Here is an 18,541-nt window from a genome sequence, read left to right as displayed (position 1 = left end):
CATCCCCTTATATTTGTTCCCTGAAATCAAATGCTGCCTGATTTCCCAGGGTAATCAGTGATTGTGCAAACCGATCGAACTTGGAAAAACGGACATCACTTGTCTGACCCATCTTAAAACGGTAATATATTTGCTGCACAATAACCGCGAGCTTGAAGTAGGCAAAAGACAAATAGAAATGAATATGGTTCACGTCCCTGCTGCTCTTCATGGCATATTTTTCGATAAATTCTCTTCTGCTGTAAAAACCGTTCATGATGGTCACTGGAGGATTACCGAGGCCGTATTTTAACAATTCAGGATCATCCTGCTGTATCCAGTACCCCATGGCAACACCCAAATCTGCAAGGGGGTCTCCGACGGTTGCCATCTCCCAATCAAATAATCCCACCATGGATGTCAGGTCATCAGAAAACATACTATTGTTTAATTTATAGTCATAATGAATGACTGTGGACTCGGCATTTTCTGGAACGTTTTTGATCAACCACTGTGTGAGATGATCGACTTCACGAATCTCACTTGTCTTGGCACGTTCATAGCGATTGATCCACCCGTGAACCTGTCTCTCCATGAACTGCTCGGGTCTACTGATTTCGTGAAGTGATGTTTTGGTATGATCAATGGAATGAAGCTCGACCAATTTTGAAACCATTTCTTCCGAGATTCTCTTGCATACCTCGGGTGTCACATCCAGATGCGGGGGAAATGATGTATCAAATACTTCACCCCTTTTCCGTTCCATGATGAAGAACGGGCTTCCGACTATCTCTTCATCTTCAGAAAATACGTATGGTTTTGGTGTAACGTCGAATAAAGGGTGGATCTCTGAAAGAATCCTGAATTCCCTTTTCATATCATGTGCCTTCGGTGCGACGGGCCCTAAAGGGGGACGCCTCAAAACCCCTTCCCATTTCCCCATTGAAAGCAAATACGTTAGATTTGAGTGACCTGCAGAAAACTCTTTAATGCTCAACTCATCTTGTTGCAGATGTGGAAAGTGCTCTACCAGGAAGTCCTTTAATTTGCTTTTATCCAATTCTTCTCCTTTTCTGACTGAAACCGTTTCATATTCCATCCGTTCCGTCATTTTACCCCTCCTATATTTAAGAATATTCAGTTTTCTCAGAACGAAAATGAGTATTTAACTGGGCTCTTAACAGGTCAGGGATGGCTTTACTTCGTTGTTCCTGAAAATCAAAGTAGACAATGACCGCGTTTCCTCTTGCGATGAGTTGATGAGTCTCCGCACACAAAATATCATGCTCTAACTGAAAGCTTTTAGATCCGATCCTGGAAATATAGGAGGTGATCACGAGTTCTTGATTGAAATAACCCTGTGATACGAAATCACATTTAGTGGAAGCTAGAATAAACCGCCAATCCTTCACGTCCATGTCAAATCCGATTGTTTGAAAGAATTTGATTCGCGCTTCCTCCAAATAGACAAAATAGGTGGTATTGTTTATATGCCCAAGCGCATCTGTTTCGCAGAACCTGCTTTTTACTGTGATAGAATCCATATATCCGCCTTCTTTCATCATAAATACTAACCAGTCGGTATGTTAAGGGGAGAGGATAGCACTAACCGCTTCTCCCTTCTATTCTGTTTCAATTCCTTTTAAGACCATATCCACAAATGTTCTTGCTATTTCTTTATCCGTTTTCGCCCCACCCGGCTTATACCATTGATAGCTCCAGTTCATCATGCCGAGAATACCGAAGGCTACAACAGAAACGTCGAAGTCGTTTCGGAAATCTCCGGTCTTTCTTCCTTCCTTCAAGAGCTTTTCAATGTTAAACCGGTACATATCCCTTTTGGGTTCAATTTGATCCAGGCTCTCATTGCTCAGGTGTCTCATCTCCCTAAAGAACACCTTGGCACTGGCTCCCTGCTCCTTAATGTCGATTATGGATAGATGGATGATGTCAAAAAGCTTCTCATGAAAGCTTTTGCTCTCATCATGAAGAATTTTTTCCTGTTTGGACAACAAATCATCTATATATCTCATATGAATGTCCTTAAGAAGTGCTTCCTTGCTGGAGAAGTAGTAGTAGAATGTACCTTTCGTCACCCCGATCGATTCGACGATGTCCTGAATGGACGTGGCACTAAAACCTTTTTCGTCGAATAAACGCACGGCTTGTTCTGTCATTTTTTCTTTCATTTGAAGTCCCCTCAATCTGAAAAATATCCCCTGAATTATATCACATTTTCCCGGAGGGCCCTTCTTAAAATCTTCCCTACGCTCGTCTTTGGAAGTTCATCCCGGAATTCGATGATCCTTGGGACTTTGAATGAAGACATATTTTCCTGACAGAACCTGATCAATTCTTGTTCTGACACCTTTTCACCCGACTTTAACACGATCACGGCTTTCACGGTTTCTCCCCGATAGGAGTCTGGGACCCCGATCACGACCGCTTCCTGTACAGAGGGATGTTCATAGATCACTTCTTCCACTTCCCGGGGATACACGTTATATCCTGAAGCAATGATCATATCTTTCTTGCGATCCACAATCGATACATACCCTTCATCATCCATCCGGGCAATATCTCCTGTGTATAGCCATCCGTCACGAAGGGCATTAGAGGTTTCTTCAGGTAAATTCCAGTATCCCTTCATGACTTGGGGCCCTTTAATGATCAGTTCTCCAATATCACCAGGAGGTACTTCCTTCATACCCGTCGCTAAGTCCACTACCTTATAATCTGTAGACGGGAGGCCGATTCCCACAGTTCCGGGCTTTCTTTCGGCAAATGCCGGATTACAGTGGGTCGTCGGGGAGGCTTCGGACAAACCATACCCCTCCAATATTTTTGCACCTGTTTTCTTCTCAAATTGGTTAAGCAGCTCCACAGGCATGGGAGCACTGCTACTATTGCATAACTTGATCGAGTCAATTCCGTACTCTTCTGCAGAAGGGTGGTTGGTAATCGCTACATACATGGTCGGCACACCTGGAAACAGCGTAGGTTTCTCCTTCTTAATCGTTTCTAATACTTCTAAGAGATCGAACCGCGGCAGCAGGACCATTTCATTCGCTGAATAGATGGAAAGATTCATGCATGAATTCATTCCAAATACATGGAAGAACGGAATCACACTCAGACTTCTCTCTTTCCCTGTTTGAATGCTATCTTTAAAAAAGCGCTGAGATTGCATGACATTTGAAAGGATGTTGCTATGTGTAAGCATCACACCTTTTGACACTCCGGTAGTTCCACCTGTGTATTGAAGGACGGCTACATCTTCCGGCTGTATGGAAATGTTTGATGGCCCTCCGTCTCCCACCTTTAAAAACTCATTAAATGTGTAGTCAGACACCTGGATTTCATCTTGGAAGCTGACTACGATGATCGTATTCACTTTTGTTTCCTTTTGGATGGATTTAATCATGGGATAAAAACGGTCTAATACAACGATTGTTTCTGCTCCTGAGTCATTTAGTAAATGAATGAGTTCCCTTTCAACAGACATCGGATTCACCTGTGTGACAATCCCGCCGATGGTAAGGATTCCATAATACGAAATGACATATTGGGGACAGTTAGGGAGCATGATGGCAACCCGGTCTCCTTTCTTCGTCCCGATTTTCTGCAGGGACGATGAAAACAATGTAACCGCATCTTGAAGTTCGCTATACGTCATGCGTTTTTGATAGAAGCTTATACAAGGGTGCGCAGGGTACTCAGAAGCAGTTTGTTGAAGCATATGGGTTATTGAGAAATCAATCGGTGGAATATCCGTCTCGAACGATTCAGGGTAATGAACGTGCCAGGATTTAGTTGTCACATAATCATTCCTTCCGTTATTGATTGGTTAATTTTTCTAATAGTTTAATCATCCATCACTCTCTCTTCCTAGCTTTCTACCGGAGAGGCTTTTTGATATTTCTTCAGCTCTAATTTTGCGAGTTGGGCACGATGTACTTCATCAGGTCCGTCGGCAAGTCGTAATGTTCTGGCGTTCGCCCATTGTGCCGCCATTGAATGATCACCTGATACCCCGGCCGCCCCAAATGCCTGAATGGCCCTGTCTATGACACGCAATGCCATAGAAGGCGCAACTACTTTGATCATCGCGATTTCCTGTTTGGCAGATTTATTCCCGACGGTATCCATCATGTAAGCGGCTTTCATGGTCAGGAGGCGAGCCTGTTCGATTTCGATTCGTGAATCTGCGATCCATTCCATGACGACCCCCTGGGTTGAGAGCGCCTTACCGAAAGCTTCCCTGTCTTGAACACGCTTACATAATTCTTCAAGCGCTCTTTCCGCTGCACCGATCAAACGCATGCAATGATGGATCCTGCCTGGACCTAACCGTCCCTGCGCAATGGCAAAACCTTTGCCCTCTGCCCAGATCATATTTTCCACGGGCACCCGGACATCGGTAAAGGTGATTTCACCGTGTCCATGCGGAGCATGATCGTATCCAAAGACAGGCAGCATCCGCTCGATTTTCACGCCCTCCGCGTCCAATGGTACGATGATCATCGATTGCTGTTCATGGCGACTTGCATTAGGGTCTGTTTTCCCCATCAATATGGAGAAATTACATCTGGGATCGCCAGCGCCTGATGACCACCATTTCCTGGCATTGATGACGTATTCATCTCCTTCCCGAACGATACTTGCCTTTATGTTTGTGGCATCGGAAGAAGCGACTTCCGGCTCGGTCATGGAGAAGCAAGATCGGATCTTTCCCTCAAGGAGCGGTATAAGGTAGCTATCCTTTTGTTCCTGTGTACCGTAGCGCTCTAACACTTCCATATTTCCTGTGTCAGGAGCGTTGCAGTTGAATACTTCCGGACCGATCAGGGACCTTCCCATGATCTCACAGAGCGGCGCATATTCAACATTACTTAACCCTGCCCCATACTCGCTATCGGGTAGAAATAAGTTCCACAACCCTTGTTTCCTTGCTTCGGATTTTAATTCTTCCATGATGGACGGGACGGCGCTCCAACGGGTTCCTTGCCTATTAAGCTGTTCCTCGTATAATGATTCATTCGGGTAAACGTAATCTTCCATAAAACGGGATAGCTTATTTTGATATTCTTGTACTTTCGGAGAGTAGGAGAACTCCATGACATCCTTCCTTCCTTATTTTAGTTTCACTTGCTACATGGCCGATGAGCCGCCATCCACCACAAGGACCGAACCCGTTACAAAATCAGAAGCACGGGAAGCAAGGTATAGAGCCGCTCCTTTTAAATCATCTTCGCTGCCAAATCGATTTAATGGCGTACCTTCTAAAATGGCTTCCCCCGCATGGGAGAGGATTCCTTTTGACATTTTTGTCGGAAAGAAGCCTGGTGCGATCGCATTGACATGGATGCCCCGAGAGCCCCACTTCACGGCAAGATCCTTCGTGAAATTGATGACGGCTGCTTTACTTGTACTATAGCCGATGGCATCCATATACCTTGGGTCCGTACCCTGAAGACCTGCTACAGATGCGATATTGATGATTTTCCCTTCCTGTTGTTCAAGCATCAGCTTTCCGACTGCCTGTGACATAATGAAGGTCCCATTCACATTTACGTTCATGACTTTATGCCATGCTTCAAGGGGCATTTCTTCTGCAGGAGCCCCCCATGAAGCCCCGCTGTTATTCACCAGGATGTCGATGCGGCCAAACGCTTCTTTGGTTTCATTCACCACCCTCGCGACGTCTTCCGGATTCGTAACATCACATTGAAAAGATAGAGCCTGAACACCCATACCCTCTAAATCCTTTTTGACATCATCACATGCTTCTACATTTCTCGAACAGACGACAACATTTGCCCCTGCTTCAGCAAATCCGGTGGCGATCTGCTTCCCGAGGCCCCTGCCTCCACCAGTCACCAGCGCCACCTTTCCAGATAAATCAAACAAGTCCTTTACATGCATATGCCTGCCTCCCGTTTCATAAAGTTTCCACACACCTAAGATACTAACCGGTCGGTATGTTATTTCTATAGTAATGAATATAGTCTGAATTTTCAATTATAAATACTCGAAAATATGTAAATTTCCCTTTTTCACTAAACAAGCTGGCTCATCAAAATATGAGCCAGCCCGACCATTTTAAGCTTCCGCTTCAATTAATTCTTTATTATACGTCTCGGTATCCAAATCTCCTGTGACTTTACTCGTTATGATTCCCGATGTCATCGCACCACTCACATTAACGGCTGTCCGCCCCATGTCGATTAAAGGTTCGATCGAAATCAATAGACCCGCTAGCGCAATAGGCAGATCCATGGCAGATAGGACGAGGATAGCGGCAAATGTAGCACCGCCACCAACTCCGGCGACACCGAAGGAACTGATTGCAACAACAGCAATAAGTGTAAAGATAAATGAAGGGGTTAATGGGTCAATGCCAACCGTCGGAGCAATCATGACGGCAAGCATTGCCGGGTACACACCTGCACATCCATTTTGCCCGATGGATAATCCGAAAGATCCAGAGAAGTTGGCAATCCCTTCTGATACACCCAGTTTATTTTTCTGAGTTTGAATGTTAAGTGGTAAAGTTCCTGCACTGGACCTTGACGTAAAGGCAAACACCAATACAGGCAGCACTTTCTTCACGTACGTAATCGGATTGAGTCCCGTAAGAGTCAACAAGATCAAATGGATCAAGAACATGATAATCAATGCAATATAGGAGGCTCCCACAAATTCACCAAGTTTCATGATGGCATCGAAATCACTGAGTGCCACTGTTTTCGCCATAATGGCTAACACACCGAATGGCGTCAGCCTTAACACCAGGGTCACGATTCTCATCACGACCGCATAGATTGAATCCACGATTTTTTTGAAGAATTCAGCCGTATCTGGTTCCTTTCGCTGTACCCCTAAATAGGCGATTCCGATGAAGGCTGCAAAGATCACGACAGCAATTGTCGACGTGGCTCTTTCACCGGTCAAATCAAGGAATGGATTTTGGGGTAAGAGCTCCAGGATCTTTTGTGGGTAACTTTGACCTTCCAATGCCGCTGCCCTTTCCTCTAACTGGACACCCCTGGCCGCTTCGGCATTTCCTTGATCGATTTGGATGGCTTCCAAATCAAATGCTGCGGTTGTTGCAATTCCGACTGCAGCCGCAACCGCAGTCGTTCCAACGAGCAAACCGATGATCAATACAGAAATCTTTCCAAGGTTAGAAGATCGTTTCAATTTTGTAAAAGCTGAAAGGATTGACACAAACACTAGTGGCATGACAATCATTTGCAGAAGCTTTATATAGCCTGTTCCGACAATATTGAACCATTCAATCGATTGGGTGACATTTTCATCCCCCGCCTCATACACCCACTGTAAACCGAGACCGAAAACAATTCCCATTCCGAGCGCGGCAAACACCCGTTTTGAAAATGAAACATTTTTTCTTTGCATATGAAGTAGTACACCAATGAGAACAAGAAACACCAAAATGTTCAATAAAACAAACCAGACATTCATTCAAGACCCTCCCTCTTATCGTTGATGATGAAACAAGTTAGACCGGGGTCTACTTTATAGTATGATAGGGGAGGGGAAGATATGTTGCTTTGTCCGATAAAAGTTCATCTACATTGATTGTAAAAGACTATTTTGGACATTTTGAAAGATTTTGTGGGTTTGCTCTGGCTGTTTTGAAATTGCTGAGATGATCGCTACACCATCTGCACCTGCTTCCATTATCTCTTGGACATTCCCGTAGTGGATTCCTCCAATACCGACCAAGGGGAGACGAATCCCCTCCGCTCTCATTGATTCAATCACTTTTGGCCCTTGGACGATTCTACAATCATCCTTTGTTGTCGTATGAAACATTGGACCGACTCCAAGATAATCCGCACCTGATTCTAGTGCGAGCTTGGCTTCCCTTACATTATGGGCAGAGACCCCAAGTATTTTATCCCCGATTTTTTTACGGACAACCCCGATGGATTCGTCTTCCTGCCCTATATGTACACCATCTGCGTTCAATGACAAAGCGAGCTCCACATCGTCATTGATGATAAAAGGAACACTGTGCCTTTGACACAATTGTTGGAGTTCAAGAGCGAGTTCTATCATGGGCTTCCCTTTCAGACAACGAATCCCCTTTTCGCGAAATTGAAACATGGTGACTCCGCCTGAGAGTGCCTCTTCCAATACACGGGCAGGAGACGTTTCACAATCCTTGCTGCCCATCACCAAATATAGCTTTAAAGAGTCTCTAAGATTCATACTTTCACTCCTTCATGATACGCCCAATGATTTGTTGGGCCATGTCCACTCCCGATCCCAAGTGAATGCGTGATGGCAGCTGTAATAAACTCCTTGGCCGTCCGGACTGAATCATAGACGGTGTGCCCTTTTGCCAGTTCTGCCGTGAGGACTGCAGAGAACGTACAGCCTGTTCCATGCGTATGGGGCGTAGAGACTCTTGGACTCGTAAACTCATAAAATTCTTTGCCGTCATAAAGAGCGTCAGTAGCATATAAAGTATCAGGCTGGTGCCCCCCTTTAATGACTACATGCTTGGCCCCCATCTTGTATAGGTCCTCCGCAGCTCTCCTGCAATCATCAACATTCAGTATCTCTCTTCCCGTTAATATTTCTGCTTCAGGAATATTGGGAGTGATGACGTAAGCAATCGGTATTAGACAATTGATCAATGTGTCTATGGATTTGTCTTCCAACAAAGAAGCTCCCCCTTTCGCAATCATCACAGGATCGACTATAAGGTTCTCCCAACCGGAGGAGCTGGCGAAATCCGCAACAGATGCAATGATCTCATCATTCACCAACATTCCGGTTTTTACGGCTTGGGGAGGTAAATCTTCCGCTACTGAGGTTAATTGTTCCAACACTATTGATGCCGTCAATGGAAATATACCCTGCACACCTTTTGTATTTTGAGCTGTCACGGCTGTAATGGCAGACATACCATAGACATGACACTGGTGAAAGGTTTTTAGATCCGCTTGAATGCCCGCGCCTCCACCGCTATCCGATCCTGCAATCGTCAACACTTTATTCACCATCTATCTTCACTCCTCTTTCAACCAAAATAACGATGATAAATTGATTTTGCTTCCTTAATTTCTTTTGTTCCATGAACAAGCGCCCGGCCATCATAAAATAAGACGACCTTGAAGGAATCGACCTTGAATCTGATTAAATAAGGATTCCTTTCCACTCGTTTGCCTTGGTTCTCAAGTGTTCTTGAAATTTCCATCAGGTTAACAGAGTGCCCTGAAGCAGGCCGGATTTGCACTGTATCACGTCCACACAGGACGGCGGTTTTGGTTTGATTCTTATATTGAAGACTTGGGTACGTTCTGTGAACACCACATGAAGGACAGTCTTCTCTTTTCAACTTCCTCACATCAAGTGAAGTATGTTCATTTTTCCATAAATCAAAAGATACGACCCTATGGGTGAGAGAATCATAGTCTTCCACCAAAATCTTCAGGGCCTCTGTCGTTTGATGGGCGACCACCTGTGAGACGGCGGGACTGATGATTCCTGCTGTGTCACAGGTCAGGCCCCCTATCGGAACTTCATCGATTAAACAGTGAAGGCACGGTGTGGCACCGGGAAGAATCGTGAATGAAATACCATAGCTCCCCACACATGCTCCATAAATCCAGGGTATGGAATATTTTTGGGACACATCATTCATGATCATCCTCGTTTCAAAGTTATCTGTAGCATCAATGATCAGGTCCACACCCATGCTCATGTTCAATAATTCTTCCGGCATGACATCCAGAATATGTGCTTCGATCTCAACCGTTGAATTAATTTCCTCCAGTCTCTTTTTGGCAGCTATCGCCTTCGGGAGCCGGCTTTTTGCATCTTGCTCATTGTAGAGCTGCTGTCGTTGCAGATTGCTCCATTCAACGTAATCACGGTCCACAATCGTCAGCTTTCCAATGCCTGCACGAACGAGGACTTCCGCGTTCCCTGTTCCGAGCGCTCCCGCTCCTATGACAAGTACATGTTTATCTATTATTTTCCCCTGGCCTTCTGTTCCGATAGGTGAAAATAAGATTTGTCTTGAATACCTCTCCTCATTCAAACACTCATCCCCTCCAATGGGCTGCTGGCTGAAGCATAGCGCTTACGGGAAATTCTTCCGGCTTCATAGCCAAAACGGCCACCTTCGATCGCAAGCCTCATGGCATTGGCCATCTTGACCGGATCTTTCGCTTGTGATACCGCCGTGTTCAACAACACAGCATCTGCACCAAGTTCCATAGCATATGCTGCATCAGCTGGGGATCCAATCCCTGCATCAACGATGACCGGTACGTTTGCCTGCTCAATAATGAAACGGAGGTTTACGGGGTTCACAATTCCCTGCCCCGACCCAATCGGTGATGCACCGGGCATAATGGCATGAGCACCTAATTCTTCCAATTTTCTTGCAAGAACCACATCATCGGATGTATAAGGAAGGACCGTAAATCCTTCTTTAATCAATTCTTCTGTTGCCTTAAGTGTTTCAACGGGATCGGGCAATAATGTTTTATCACATCCGATCACTTCCACCTTAATCATGTCACAAACTCCAGAGGCTCTGGCTAACTGTGCATGCCGCACCGCTTCGCCCGCAGTTTTTGCCCCAGCCGTGTTCGGTAATAACGAATAGCTCTCCAAGTCCAGTTTTTCTAAGAAGTTGGGTTGATTGGGCTCAAATATATTCATTCTCCTTACCGTAAACGTAAGAATCTCTGCACCAGAAACCTCGACCGCTTTTTTCTGTATATCAAAATCAGGATATTTACCCGTTCCTAACAATAATCTGGAATGAAATGAATAGTTTCCGATTTTCAACATGTCAACCGCCTCCTACAAATTGGACCAGTTCAATGGAATCTCCATTTTCAACTGGTGACTTTACATGTTCTTCTTTTCTTAATATGGTGTGATTCTGTTCAACCATAATTGTTCGATTCTTCAGTTTGAAATGATCTAAAAGATCTTCTATCGTAGTGATCGTGTCCGGCACTGTCACGAGCTGTCCATTTATCCTTAATTCCACTTTCTAAAACTCCCCCTGTATGAATGTAGTAATGGATTCTCTTTGCCTTCCATCAGGTCTGCCATCATGATTCCTGTTACGGGGGCAAGGAGAATGCCATTCCGGTAGTGGCCCGTTGCAATGGAGAGACCTTCCCACCTTTCGCTCCTTCCGATAATAGGAAGTCCTCCTTCTGTTTGAGGACGTATCCCCGACCAGGCTTTTTCCCAATCGGCATCTATTAGGTTGGGAAGAATATCTGTGGCTTTCTTCATCAAATTCATCATTCCACTTACGGAAATGGTTTCATCGAAGGTATGAGCGTGTTCTGTTGCTCCTATTAGAAATCGACCTCCAACCTTTGGAACAATGTAGCATCCTTCAGTGAAAATGGTTCTCTCCACCAGTTTCCGGGAATATTTCACCGAAAAGCATTCCCCTTTGACAGGATGAGAGTGAATGGTCACACCGATTCTCTCCAATAGAGATTGACTCCACGCACCGCCAGCAACGATTATTTCAGATGCATAGAGGGGACCGACAGACGTTTGAACCCCCGATATCCTGCTTCCTTCCACAATAAAGTCATATACATCCGTATACTCTTTGACATCAGCCCCTAATCTAACTGACGCGAGCCCCAAAGCTTCTGTCAGCTTGGGTGCCGATACGTTCCCATCCCGTGGAATGAATAAACCACCTGTCGCCTGTTTCGAAAGATAAGGTTCGAAGGCTGATAGCTTAAGAGGGGATAACCACTCTACTCCCTCTCCCTCATCCGTTTGGGAAGCAACGCTTACGAATGATTGTGCCTCTTCCTCTGTCCAAGCCATTTTGATCATTCCATTTTCTACATACTCTATATCCATACCTGTTACTTCTTTTAATTCCTGTGCAAGAACCGGGTACATATTGCGGCTTTTCTGCGCGAGTCGATAGAGAGGGCTTCCTCCCTTTAATTCCGTTTGAACCCCAAGCATTCCCGCTGCAGCTCCTGAAGCTCTGGATGCCAATTGATTCTTTTCAATCAGCAATACTTTCTTCCCTCTTTTGGAAAGCTGATACAGAATGGAGCAGCCGATCACTCCTCCCCCTACGATCAACACGTCATATTGTTTCGCCAAGCTGTTTCACCTCCTTATGGATTGCCTCATAATAAGCCCTTGCTGCATCAAGAGGGTCTTGAGAAAGGAAGATACCTGACAATATCGCTATACCCTTTGCACCCGTTCTTATAATGTCTTCCACTCGTCCGGGTGTGATGCCCCCGATGGCAATAATGGGAAGGGGGATGTTCAGAACAATGTCTTCCAAACTAACAATCCCAGTGCCTTGTTTCCCGGGTTTCGACATTGTTTCATATACATTCCCAAACAGAAGGAAATCTGCCCCTTGTTCATATGCAAGGAGTGCTTCCTGCTTGCTGTGCACCGATGCCCCGATTTTCAATGATGGAAAGCTTTCCTTCACTAAGCCAACAGGTGCACTATGATGGCCAAGTTGTACCCCTCTGACGTGTTTCATACAGGAGATGTCTGCCCGGTCATTGATGTACAGCTTCCTTAATGGAACACCCGCCGCTGTTAATTCATCAACCGCTTCAGCCAACTCCGCTCCTGTCCAGCTTTTTTCACGAATATGAAGCATATCGATGTAGGGGTGAATGGTTCTCGAGATTTTCACCAATTCGTCCCTTGATTGCTGACCAGTGGAAATGACATGTATACTCCTTCTCTTTTCAATTTCCATAGCGAACATCTCCCGTCGGAAAAATTGGTAGATAGATAGAAAGTACGTAACTTACTAAAATCATGAGGATGATGGTCCCAATAAAATAGCCATCAAATCTTGAAAATCCTACTTTGTAGAAATAGGTTCTTTCCCCATCGCCATCAAATCCTTTTGTTTCCATGGCAACTGCAATTCTGTGTGCCCTCCTGATACTTTGTGCGAGTAAGGGGATGGAATAGGACTGCATGATATGGATTAGTCTCTTAATGCCTCTTCGTTCCCCTGAACCCCTGACTTTACGCGCATTCCGAATGGTATTGAATTCTTCGAGCATGATGGGGATCAGCCTTATCCCGGCCATAAAACTATAAGCATACTTCGGTTTAAGTCCCAATTGCTGCATAAGTGAATAAAACAGCAGGACAGGTCTTGTCGTCAGAGCAAATAAGAGACCTAAAAGAGCGAATAGGAATGCCCTCATTCCTATATGAACCCCCCTGTAAAAACTTTCCTCTGTCACTTGGATGATCCCCCACGTAAGCCACGTCGTCTCCCCTTTCCCAAACATGATCATCGAGGAAGCCGTAGAGATAAAGACAAGGAAAAATGGCAGTGTCATCAGCAGCACTAACCTCCTTGAATACCCAGAGAATGACAACAGTAAGAGGAAAGCAAACAAGGTCAAATACAATAGCCAGTTAAGGTAATGAACGAATAGTAAAAATAGAAACTGTGCAATCATCACGATCAATTTCATACTCGGATTAATGTAATGGAGCCGGGTGGATTTATGAACGATTTCCATATTCACAATGCTTTGCTCCTTACAGGTTCTACACCCTGATCTTGAAGCAGTCGTCCTTTTTCTATTGTCCACACCCTGGTTGCAAAGTGATGGATGATCCGCTCATCATGGGTTACCATCAAAATGGTTGAACCTTCGCGTTGAAACTCTTGAAGCATTTCGATCAGTGCGAAGGTATTTTGAGCGTCCTGCCCGAAGGTTGGTTCATCCAATAACAGAATCTCTTTTTTGGGCACGATGGAGGCTGCAACACTTAATCTGCGTTTTTGACCCATGGATAAAGAATAAGGATGATGTTCCTTAAATGAACGTAGCTTGAATCGCTGGAGTAGCTCATTAACCTTTCTTTCCAACTTCTCTTCATTTAGGTTCTCAAGCCGGTAACCATAGGCAACTTCATCAAAAACGGTATGGGTGATAAACTGTAACTCCGGATTTTGAAAAACGAACGCACAGTCTTGAGGAACCTTTTTCCCTTTCATCGGTATTCCGTTTAATACGTACGTCCCGCTTGTATGAATGAACTTCATTAAGCTGTGAAGTAGTGTTGATTTCCCTGCGCCATTCCTTCCTGTAATGGCAATCCATTCCCCTTTACGAATCACGGTATGCGGCATATGAATCTTCTCTTTACTTTGAAGATAGCCTTTAAAGTCCTCCAGTCTTGCAATCACTGGTCCGAACGAAGGAATCTCCCTCTCACGGCAGGATGACAGATATTCCTCCCACGCGCCCGGGTACCAGACACCTAAGGCCTTCAACGTACCTTTGTAATGGTCCAGGATCCATTCCTTCGCTCCATCCGCCATAATGGTTCCATCAGCATCAAATAGAATAATTCGATCGATCATATCAAGAACATGATCGAGTTTATGCTCGACGATCACCAGGGTTTTATCCATGCAGATCTCTTTGATGGTTTTCCAAACAGACTTGGTACTTTCCTCATCCAATAACGAGGTCGGTTCGTCAAGGAACAAAGTATCGGGTCTCAAGGCAAGCGCAGAAGCTATGGCCAATTTCTGCTTCATGCCTCCTGATAATGTTGAGATTTTCGTATGGGGGTCATCAAGGTCCAGTCCCACTTCTGATAGCATCCATCGTATTTCTCCTTTCATCTCTTCACGGGGAGTCCGTAAATTTTCCAGCACAAAGGCCAATTCTTCATCCACGAAGGGCATACAAAATTGTGAGTCTGGATCTTGAAATACATAGCCAAAGGAATCAGATACATCCATACTAGAAGCTTTTATGGGAACATCCACAGATCGGGGGATCACCCCGGATAAAACATGGAGAAGTGTTGATTTACCACATCCTGATGGTCCCAATAGCAATACTTTCTCCCCTTCATTGATTGATAGACTGACATCATTAAACATCCTTTTTGGTGATCCGGGAAATGTTAGTCGAAGGTTTTCGACATGCATAAGCATCCCTCCTTTATTGGTTCAATACATCGAAATCATCCTGATTTGCACGTCTCACCAGACTTGTGACTCCGGTTCTCTCAAGGGCCCTGACCAAATAAAATGAACCTGCTCCTGCGATGACAATCGATCCCAGTAATCTCGCAAAGATAAATAACGACAGATTCCAAAGGACCAAATCCCCCATATAACCTTTCATGTAATCCATGAAGATGGATCCACATGCAGACCCGACCGTTGCTATACATATAACCGAAAGATCATAGCGTTTATATTTCGTTACGGCGAAAACCAATTCTGCCATCACTCCTTGAATAACACCGAATAAAAGGACCTCGAGTCCCCATTCAGAACCCATCAGAAACTCTCCTGAAGAAGCGGCGATTTCAGCTAAAAGGGCGACTCCCGGTTTCCGGATAATCAAGAATGCCACTGTGGCCGCCATGAACCACATTCCATAGATAAATTGATCCGCATGCAATCCGATTGGTTTCATCATGTTATAAAACGGCCCCCATAGCTTATAGATGACACCGAACATGATGGAAATGACCACTGTCACTAAAATGTCCGTCAGTTTTAAATTAGACATGTTGTCCACTCATTTCCTTACCGGCATCCAGGGCATTCTGGAACGGCCACTTTTCAAGGGTGTAAGCCATCTCCCAAAACTGTAATTCGTAAATGCTGCTCAAAATGAAATTTTCTTTCATTCTATCTTTATCACATTCGCTCATGGTCTCAGCCAGTTCATCAAGTCGATTGATTTGTTCTTCCACTAACTCTTTGAACCATTCCCCTCCGTATGCCTTAATCCATTCCTGGTAAACCGGTTCTTCAGGCGTACATGATTTCAAGCGTTCTCCTACCTCGTAATAGAGCCAGTAGCACGGGAGTATCGCCGCCAGGATATCAGCTAAACCCCCATAGCGCGCCGAACGATACATATGCGACGTATAGGCATATGCTGTAGGGGCAGGTCTGAAATTCTTTCTTTCCTCTTCCGTGATGCCTAATCGTTTGGAGAAATTTTCATGAAGTGAAACCTCTGCTTCATTGGTTCCTACAGCATGCGATGCCATTCGTGATGTCGTATGTAAATCCAATGCTTTTGATGCACCAAGCGCCTGTACCTTCGAGAAATGTGAAAGGTAATAAGCATCCTGCAAGAGGTAGTACTTGAACTTCTCGATGGGGAGCGTTCCATTCCCGATCCCTATGACGAAAGGGTGATGGAAGCTTGCGTCCCAAATGTCGTTGACTTCGTTTCGTAACACGCTTGAAAATGTCATGATTTCCTACTCCTTTTCCAGACGACCCGAAATGGGCAACAAAAAAAGCCACTTTCCATTATGCATACAGCATACAGAAAGTGGCTTGAGATCAGAATGATAGAATTGTATTCTTCGCGACCGTCAAACACCACTTCCCTACGCTGGTCTCAACCAGATCAGGTTCAAAGGGTCTTAAAGTCGCACTTTAATCTCAGCCTTTTAGAAGGCACCCCTAGTGGATCGTCTTATGAAATTTTGTTTTCGATGTAATCGTATCATGATTAATTTCGTTGTCAACCCAAAAAGGGTTAGAAATTTTTTCAGGGATTGAAGCTCGCTCGTAAGATTCAATGATAATATGGCGTTAACCGAAACACCTTTTCTAGAAGAATTTTTTTGATACGAAACAAAACTCCATTTTATCCATATACCAAACAATGAATGAAAATAAATCAATAGTAGTATTTATACAACAATGTGAAAGAGGGACGGACCTTCATAGAAGGTCCGTCCCCTATTATTATTTAAACCATCCCTTTTCTTTCGATTGGGTGATGGCTTCGATTCGGTTTTTCACTTCCAGCTTGTCGAGGATCGTGGAAATATAGTTCCGGACCGTTCCGGTTTTAAGACAGAGTTCATCTGCGATTTCTTTTGTGTTTTTCCCATCTGCAACCAGCTCCAATACTTCTTTTTCACGATCTGTGAGGGGATTCTCTTCACTATATACGTCATCCATCAGCTCAGGGGCGTATATGCGTTTACCATCCATCACAAGTCGAATCGAATTGGCCAGTTCCTCACTGGGACTGTCCTTCAACAAATATCCCTTCACTCCACCCTTTAATGCCCGCTGAAAGTAGCCTGATCTTGCAAAGGTTGTAAGAATGATCACCTTACAATCATCCCCTTTTAATTCCTCTGCCGCTTCAAGTCCGGTCTTTTCAGGCATTTCTATATCCATGATACAAATATCCGGCTTCAGTTCATGAACGAGGGAAATGGCTTCTTCTCCATTGGCTGCTTTTCCTACCACTTCCATATCATCTTCCAGGCTCAATAGGGACCCCAATGCGCCCAACAGCATCCGCTGATCTTCTGCAATCACAATTCGAATCATTCCATTCCCTCCCTGTCTGTCTGTTTGATTACTTTCGGCACACGCATGATTAAGGTGGTGCCTTCCCCCGAAACAATATCAAGGCTTCCGTTGACAAATTCCAACCGCTCTCTCATCCCGATAAGGCCACTGCCTTTAGACTGTGTGTAATCACTCCTGATTCCCGCACCATCATCTTTCACCACAATGGTCATCTCATTATCCGATTCTTCGACAGTCAGTTCACAGGTAGAAGCCTTGCTATGTTTCACCACATTGGTCACGGCCTCTTTCAAGCACATGCTTAAGATGTTTTCCAAAAAAAGTGATGTGTGGGGAATGGCGGTGTCGTCAGTCATGCGGAATTCGATTTCAGCGGCTTTTAAGAGCTGCTTGATCCTGACGATTTCATCTTTCAAACGAATCCCCCTCATTTGGGAGACCATTGTCCTGACCTCACTTAATGCAGTTCTTGCCGTTTGCTGGACATCCTGTAATTCACTTCTGGCCTGCTCCGGATCCTTGTATACCAATTTTCTCGCAAGGTCACTTTTTAGTCCGATCAACGAAAGCTTTTGACCAAGTGTATCGTGAAGATCCCTTGCAATTCTCTGACGTTCTTCCTGTTTGACAAGGTCCGATATTCGCTTATTAGCATCTTCCAACTGGTCTTCCAGCACCACCTGTTTATTCCGATTATAAATATTGAACGGAAGCAGGATGACACTGATCCAGATAATCAGAATGAAAGGAAACTGGGATATAAATAATTCATTCTGCAGCACGAAGTTATAATTGATCGATGCCGTCGTCAGTACAAGATGAATGATGTAAAGGGTCAGAAACGCAACCCGGTTTTTAATATTCCCGTTATAGTAAGCAATGTAAAAGGCGAAATAGATAAAATTAAACTGGATGGTCATGGTGATGGAAATCGCAATCAATATCGATGTCCATAAATAAACCGGCCAATCCTTTGAGATGAAAGCAAAACGTAAAGAAATAAAAAATGTAATGGTCAGGAAAATCCCTACCGCAATTTCGATCGTAGAAGATGATTGAAAGATAAAGTAGAATGGCAGGATGCTGATAATGCTCCATATGTATGGAGAAATACCTGAACCTCTTTGGTTGTTGATGAATTTTTTCGGCATTTGCACGCTGAATACCTCTTTTGCTTTCAATGTTTTAAATATG

20 protein-coding genes and 1 riboswitch are annotated in these 18,541 nt (G+C 44.5%); all 20 genes read right to left on the bottom strand.

Annotated elements, in window-relative coordinates:
* Window positions 1–7: 7 nt before the first annotated feature.
* The gene (locus tag AM506_RS08180) at window positions 8–1,090 is read right to left on the bottom strand and encodes a phosphotransferase family protein (protein ID WP_060672006.1); all 1,083 of its coding nucleotides are present in this window, start codon (window positions 1,088–1,090) and stop codon (window positions 8–10) included.
* A gap of 16 nt (window positions 1,091–1,106) precedes the next feature.
* Window positions 1,107–1,523 (bottom strand): acyl-CoA thioesterase, encoded by a 417-nt coding sequence (locus AM506_RS08175; RefSeq protein WP_060672005.1) that lies wholly within the window; start codon window positions 1,521–1,523, stop codon window positions 1,107–1,109.
* Window positions 1,524–1,601: 78 nt separating this feature from the next.
* On the bottom strand, window positions 1,602–2,168 hold the full coding sequence (locus AM506_RS08170) for a TetR/AcrR family transcriptional regulator (protein WP_060672004.1): 567 nt from the start codon (window positions 2,166–2,168) through the stop codon (window positions 1,602–1,604).
* A 35-nt stretch (window positions 2,169–2,203) separates the two neighbouring features.
* Window positions 2,204–3,799, bottom strand: a complete 1,596-nt coding sequence (locus tag AM506_RS08165; protein WP_060672003.1) for a long-chain-fatty-acid--CoA ligase — start codon at window positions 3,797–3,799, stop codon at window positions 2,204–2,206.
* A gap of 68 nt (window positions 3,800–3,867) precedes the next feature.
* Window positions 3,868–5,097 carry an acyl-CoA dehydrogenase family protein gene (locus AM506_RS08160; RefSeq protein WP_060672002.1) on the bottom strand — a complete coding sequence of 410 codons (1,230 nt, stop codon included), beginning with the start codon at window positions 5,095–5,097 and terminating at the stop codon, window positions 3,868–3,870.
* 33 nt (window positions 5,098–5,130) lie between these two features.
* The gene (locus AM506_RS08155) at window positions 5,131–5,904 is read right to left on the bottom strand and encodes an SDR family oxidoreductase (protein WP_060672001.1); all 774 of its coding nucleotides are present in this window, start codon (window positions 5,902–5,904) and stop codon (window positions 5,131–5,133) included.
* Window positions 5,905–6,081: 177 nt separating this feature from the next.
* Window positions 6,082–7,467 carry an L-cystine transporter gene (locus AM506_RS08150; RefSeq protein ID WP_060672000.1) on the bottom strand — a complete coding sequence of 462 codons (1,386 nt, stop codon included), beginning with the start codon at window positions 7,465–7,467 and terminating at the stop codon, window positions 6,082–6,084.
* 108 nt (window positions 7,468–7,575) lie between these two features.
* Window positions 7,576–8,220 carry a thiamine phosphate synthase gene (gene thiE / locus AM506_RS08145; protein ID WP_060671999.1) on the bottom strand — a complete coding sequence of 215 codons (645 nt, stop codon included), beginning with the start codon at window positions 8,218–8,220 and terminating at the stop codon, window positions 7,576–7,578.
* A complete protein-coding gene (gene thiD / locus AM506_RS08140) occupies window positions 8,217–9,020 on the bottom strand; it encodes a bifunctional hydroxymethylpyrimidine kinase/phosphomethylpyrimidine kinase (RefSeq protein ID WP_060671998.1) in 804 nt (267 codons plus the stop codon). The genes thiE and thiD overlap by 4 nt, the downstream gene beginning before the upstream one ends.
* Before the next feature lie 17 nt (window positions 9,021–9,037).
* The gene (locus tag AM506_RS08135) at window positions 9,038–10,060 is read right to left on the bottom strand and encodes a thiazole biosynthesis adenylyltransferase ThiF (RefSeq protein ID WP_060671997.1); all 1,023 of its coding nucleotides are present in this window, start codon (window positions 10,058–10,060) and stop codon (window positions 9,038–9,040) included.
* Window positions 10,057–10,821: a thiazole synthase gene (locus AM506_RS08130; protein ID WP_060671996.1), complete on the bottom strand. Its 765-nt coding sequence runs from the start codon at window positions 10,819–10,821 to the stop codon at window positions 10,057–10,059. Before AM506_RS08130 ends, AM506_RS08135 begins: the two co-directional genes overlap by 4 nt.
* 1 nt (window position 10,822) lies before the next feature.
* Entirely contained in the window at window positions 10,823–11,026 is a 204-nt protein-coding gene (thiS, locus tag AM506_RS08125; RefSeq protein ID WP_060671995.1) for a sulfur carrier protein ThiS, read from the bottom strand.
* Window positions 11,017–12,129 carry a glycine oxidase ThiO gene (gene thiO, locus AM506_RS08120; protein WP_060671994.1) on the bottom strand — a complete coding sequence of 371 codons (1,113 nt, stop codon included), beginning with the start codon at window positions 12,127–12,129 and terminating at the stop codon, window positions 11,017–11,019. Before thiO ends, thiS begins: the two co-directional genes overlap by 10 nt.
* Window positions 12,113–12,754 (bottom strand): thiamine phosphate synthase, encoded by a 642-nt coding sequence (locus AM506_RS08115; RefSeq protein WP_060671993.1) that lies wholly within the window; start codon window positions 12,752–12,754, stop codon window positions 12,113–12,115. Before AM506_RS08115 ends, thiO begins: the two co-directional genes overlap by 17 nt.
* Window positions 12,744–13,547 (bottom strand): energy-coupling factor transporter transmembrane component T, encoded by an 804-nt coding sequence (locus tag AM506_RS08110; protein ID WP_152968554.1) that lies wholly within the window; start codon window positions 13,545–13,547, stop codon window positions 12,744–12,746. Before AM506_RS08110 ends, AM506_RS08115 begins: the two co-directional genes overlap by 11 nt.
* Window positions 13,544–14,971, bottom strand: coding sequence for an ABC transporter ATP-binding protein (locus AM506_RS08105; RefSeq protein ID WP_235576077.1), 1,428 nt, complete (start codon window positions 14,969–14,971; stop codon window positions 13,544–13,546). The genes AM506_RS08110 and AM506_RS08105 overlap by 4 nt, the downstream gene beginning before the upstream one ends.
* Before the next feature lie 13 nt (window positions 14,972–14,984).
* Entirely contained in the window at window positions 14,985–15,563 is a 579-nt protein-coding gene (locus tag AM506_RS08100) for an ECF transporter S component (RefSeq protein WP_060671991.1), read from the bottom strand.
* On the bottom strand, window positions 15,556–16,263 hold the full coding sequence (gene tenA / locus AM506_RS08095; RefSeq protein ID WP_060671990.1) for a thiaminase II: 708 nt from the start codon (window positions 16,261–16,263) through the stop codon (window positions 15,556–15,558). The genes AM506_RS08100 and tenA overlap by 8 nt, the downstream gene beginning before the upstream one ends.
* A 118-nt stretch (window positions 16,264–16,381) precedes the next feature.
* A riboswitch (TPP riboswitch) is annotated at window positions 16,382–16,489 on the bottom strand.
* A gap of 276 nt (window positions 16,490–16,765) precedes the next feature.
* On the bottom strand, window positions 16,766–17,365 hold the full coding sequence (locus tag AM506_RS08090; RefSeq protein WP_060671989.1) for a response regulator transcription factor: 600 nt from the start codon (window positions 17,363–17,365) through the stop codon (window positions 16,766–16,768).
* Entirely contained in the window at window positions 17,362–18,498 is a 1,137-nt protein-coding gene (locus AM506_RS08085; RefSeq protein WP_060672160.1) for a sensor histidine kinase, read from the bottom strand. The genes AM506_RS08090 and AM506_RS08085 overlap by 4 nt, the downstream gene beginning before the upstream one ends.
* Window positions 18,499–18,541 lie beyond the last annotated feature (43 nt).

It is taken from the genome of Rossellomorea vietnamensis, assembly GCF_001305855.1.
GTDB lineage: Bacteria > Bacillota > Bacilli > Bacillales > Bacillaceae_B > Rossellomorea > Rossellomorea vietnamensis_A.
This window is presented reverse-complemented; position numbering and strand designations above follow the sequence as displayed.

Coding starts and splice junctions, on each gene's coding strand:
- AM506_RS08180 (WP_060672006.1), bottom strand. CDS start 1,090: ATGACGGAACGGATGGAATATGAAACGGTTTCAGTCAGAAAAGGAGAA.
- AM506_RS08175 (WP_060672005.1), bottom strand. CDS start 1,523: ATGGATTCTATCACAGTAAAAAGCAGGTTCTGCGAAACAGATGCGCTT.
- AM506_RS08170 (WP_060672004.1), bottom strand. CDS start 2,168: ATGAAAGAAAAAATGACAGAACAAGCCGTGCGTTTATTCGACGAAAAA.
- AM506_RS08160 (WP_060672002.1), bottom strand. CDS start 5,097: ATGGAGTTCTCCTACTCTCCGAAAGTACAAGAATATCAAAATAAGCTA.
- AM506_RS08155 (WP_060672001.1), bottom strand. CDS start 5,904: ATGCATGTAAAGGACTTGTTTGATTTATCTGGAAAGGTGGCGCTGGTG.
- AM506_RS08150 (WP_060672000.1), bottom strand. CDS start 7,467: ATGAATGTCTGGTTTGTTTTATTGAACATTTTGGTGTTTCTTGTTCTC.
- thiE (WP_060671999.1), bottom strand. CDS start 8,220: ATGAATCTTAGAGACTCTTTAAAGCTATATTTGGTGATGGGCAGCAAG.
- thiD (WP_060671998.1), bottom strand. CDS start 9,020: ATGGTGAATAAAGTGTTGACGATTGCAGGATCGGATAGCGGTGGAGGC.
- AM506_RS08130 (WP_060671996.1), bottom strand. CDS start 10,821: ATGTTGAAAATCGGAAACTATTCATTTCATTCCAGATTATTGTTAGGA.
- AM506_RS08115 (WP_060671993.1), bottom strand. CDS start 12,754: ATGGAAATTGAAAAGAGAAGGAGTATACATGTCATTTCCACTGGTCAG.
- AM506_RS08105 (WP_235576077.1), bottom strand. CDS start 14,971: ATGCATGTCGAAAACCTTCGACTAACATTTCCCGGATCACCAAAAAGG.
- AM506_RS08100 (WP_060671991.1), bottom strand. CDS start 15,563: ATGTCTAATTTAAAACTGACGGACATTTTAGTGACAGTGGTCATTTCC.
- tenA (WP_060671990.1), bottom strand. CDS start 16,263: ATGACATTTTCAAGCGTGTTACGAAACGAAGTCAACGACATTTGGGAC.
- AM506_RS08090 (WP_060671989.1), bottom strand. CDS start 17,365: ATGATTCGAATTGTGATTGCAGAAGATCAGCGGATGCTGTTGGGCGCA.
- AM506_RS08085 (WP_060672160.1), bottom strand. CDS start 18,498: ATGCCGAAAAAATTCATCAACAACCAAAGAGGTTCAGGTATTTCTCCA.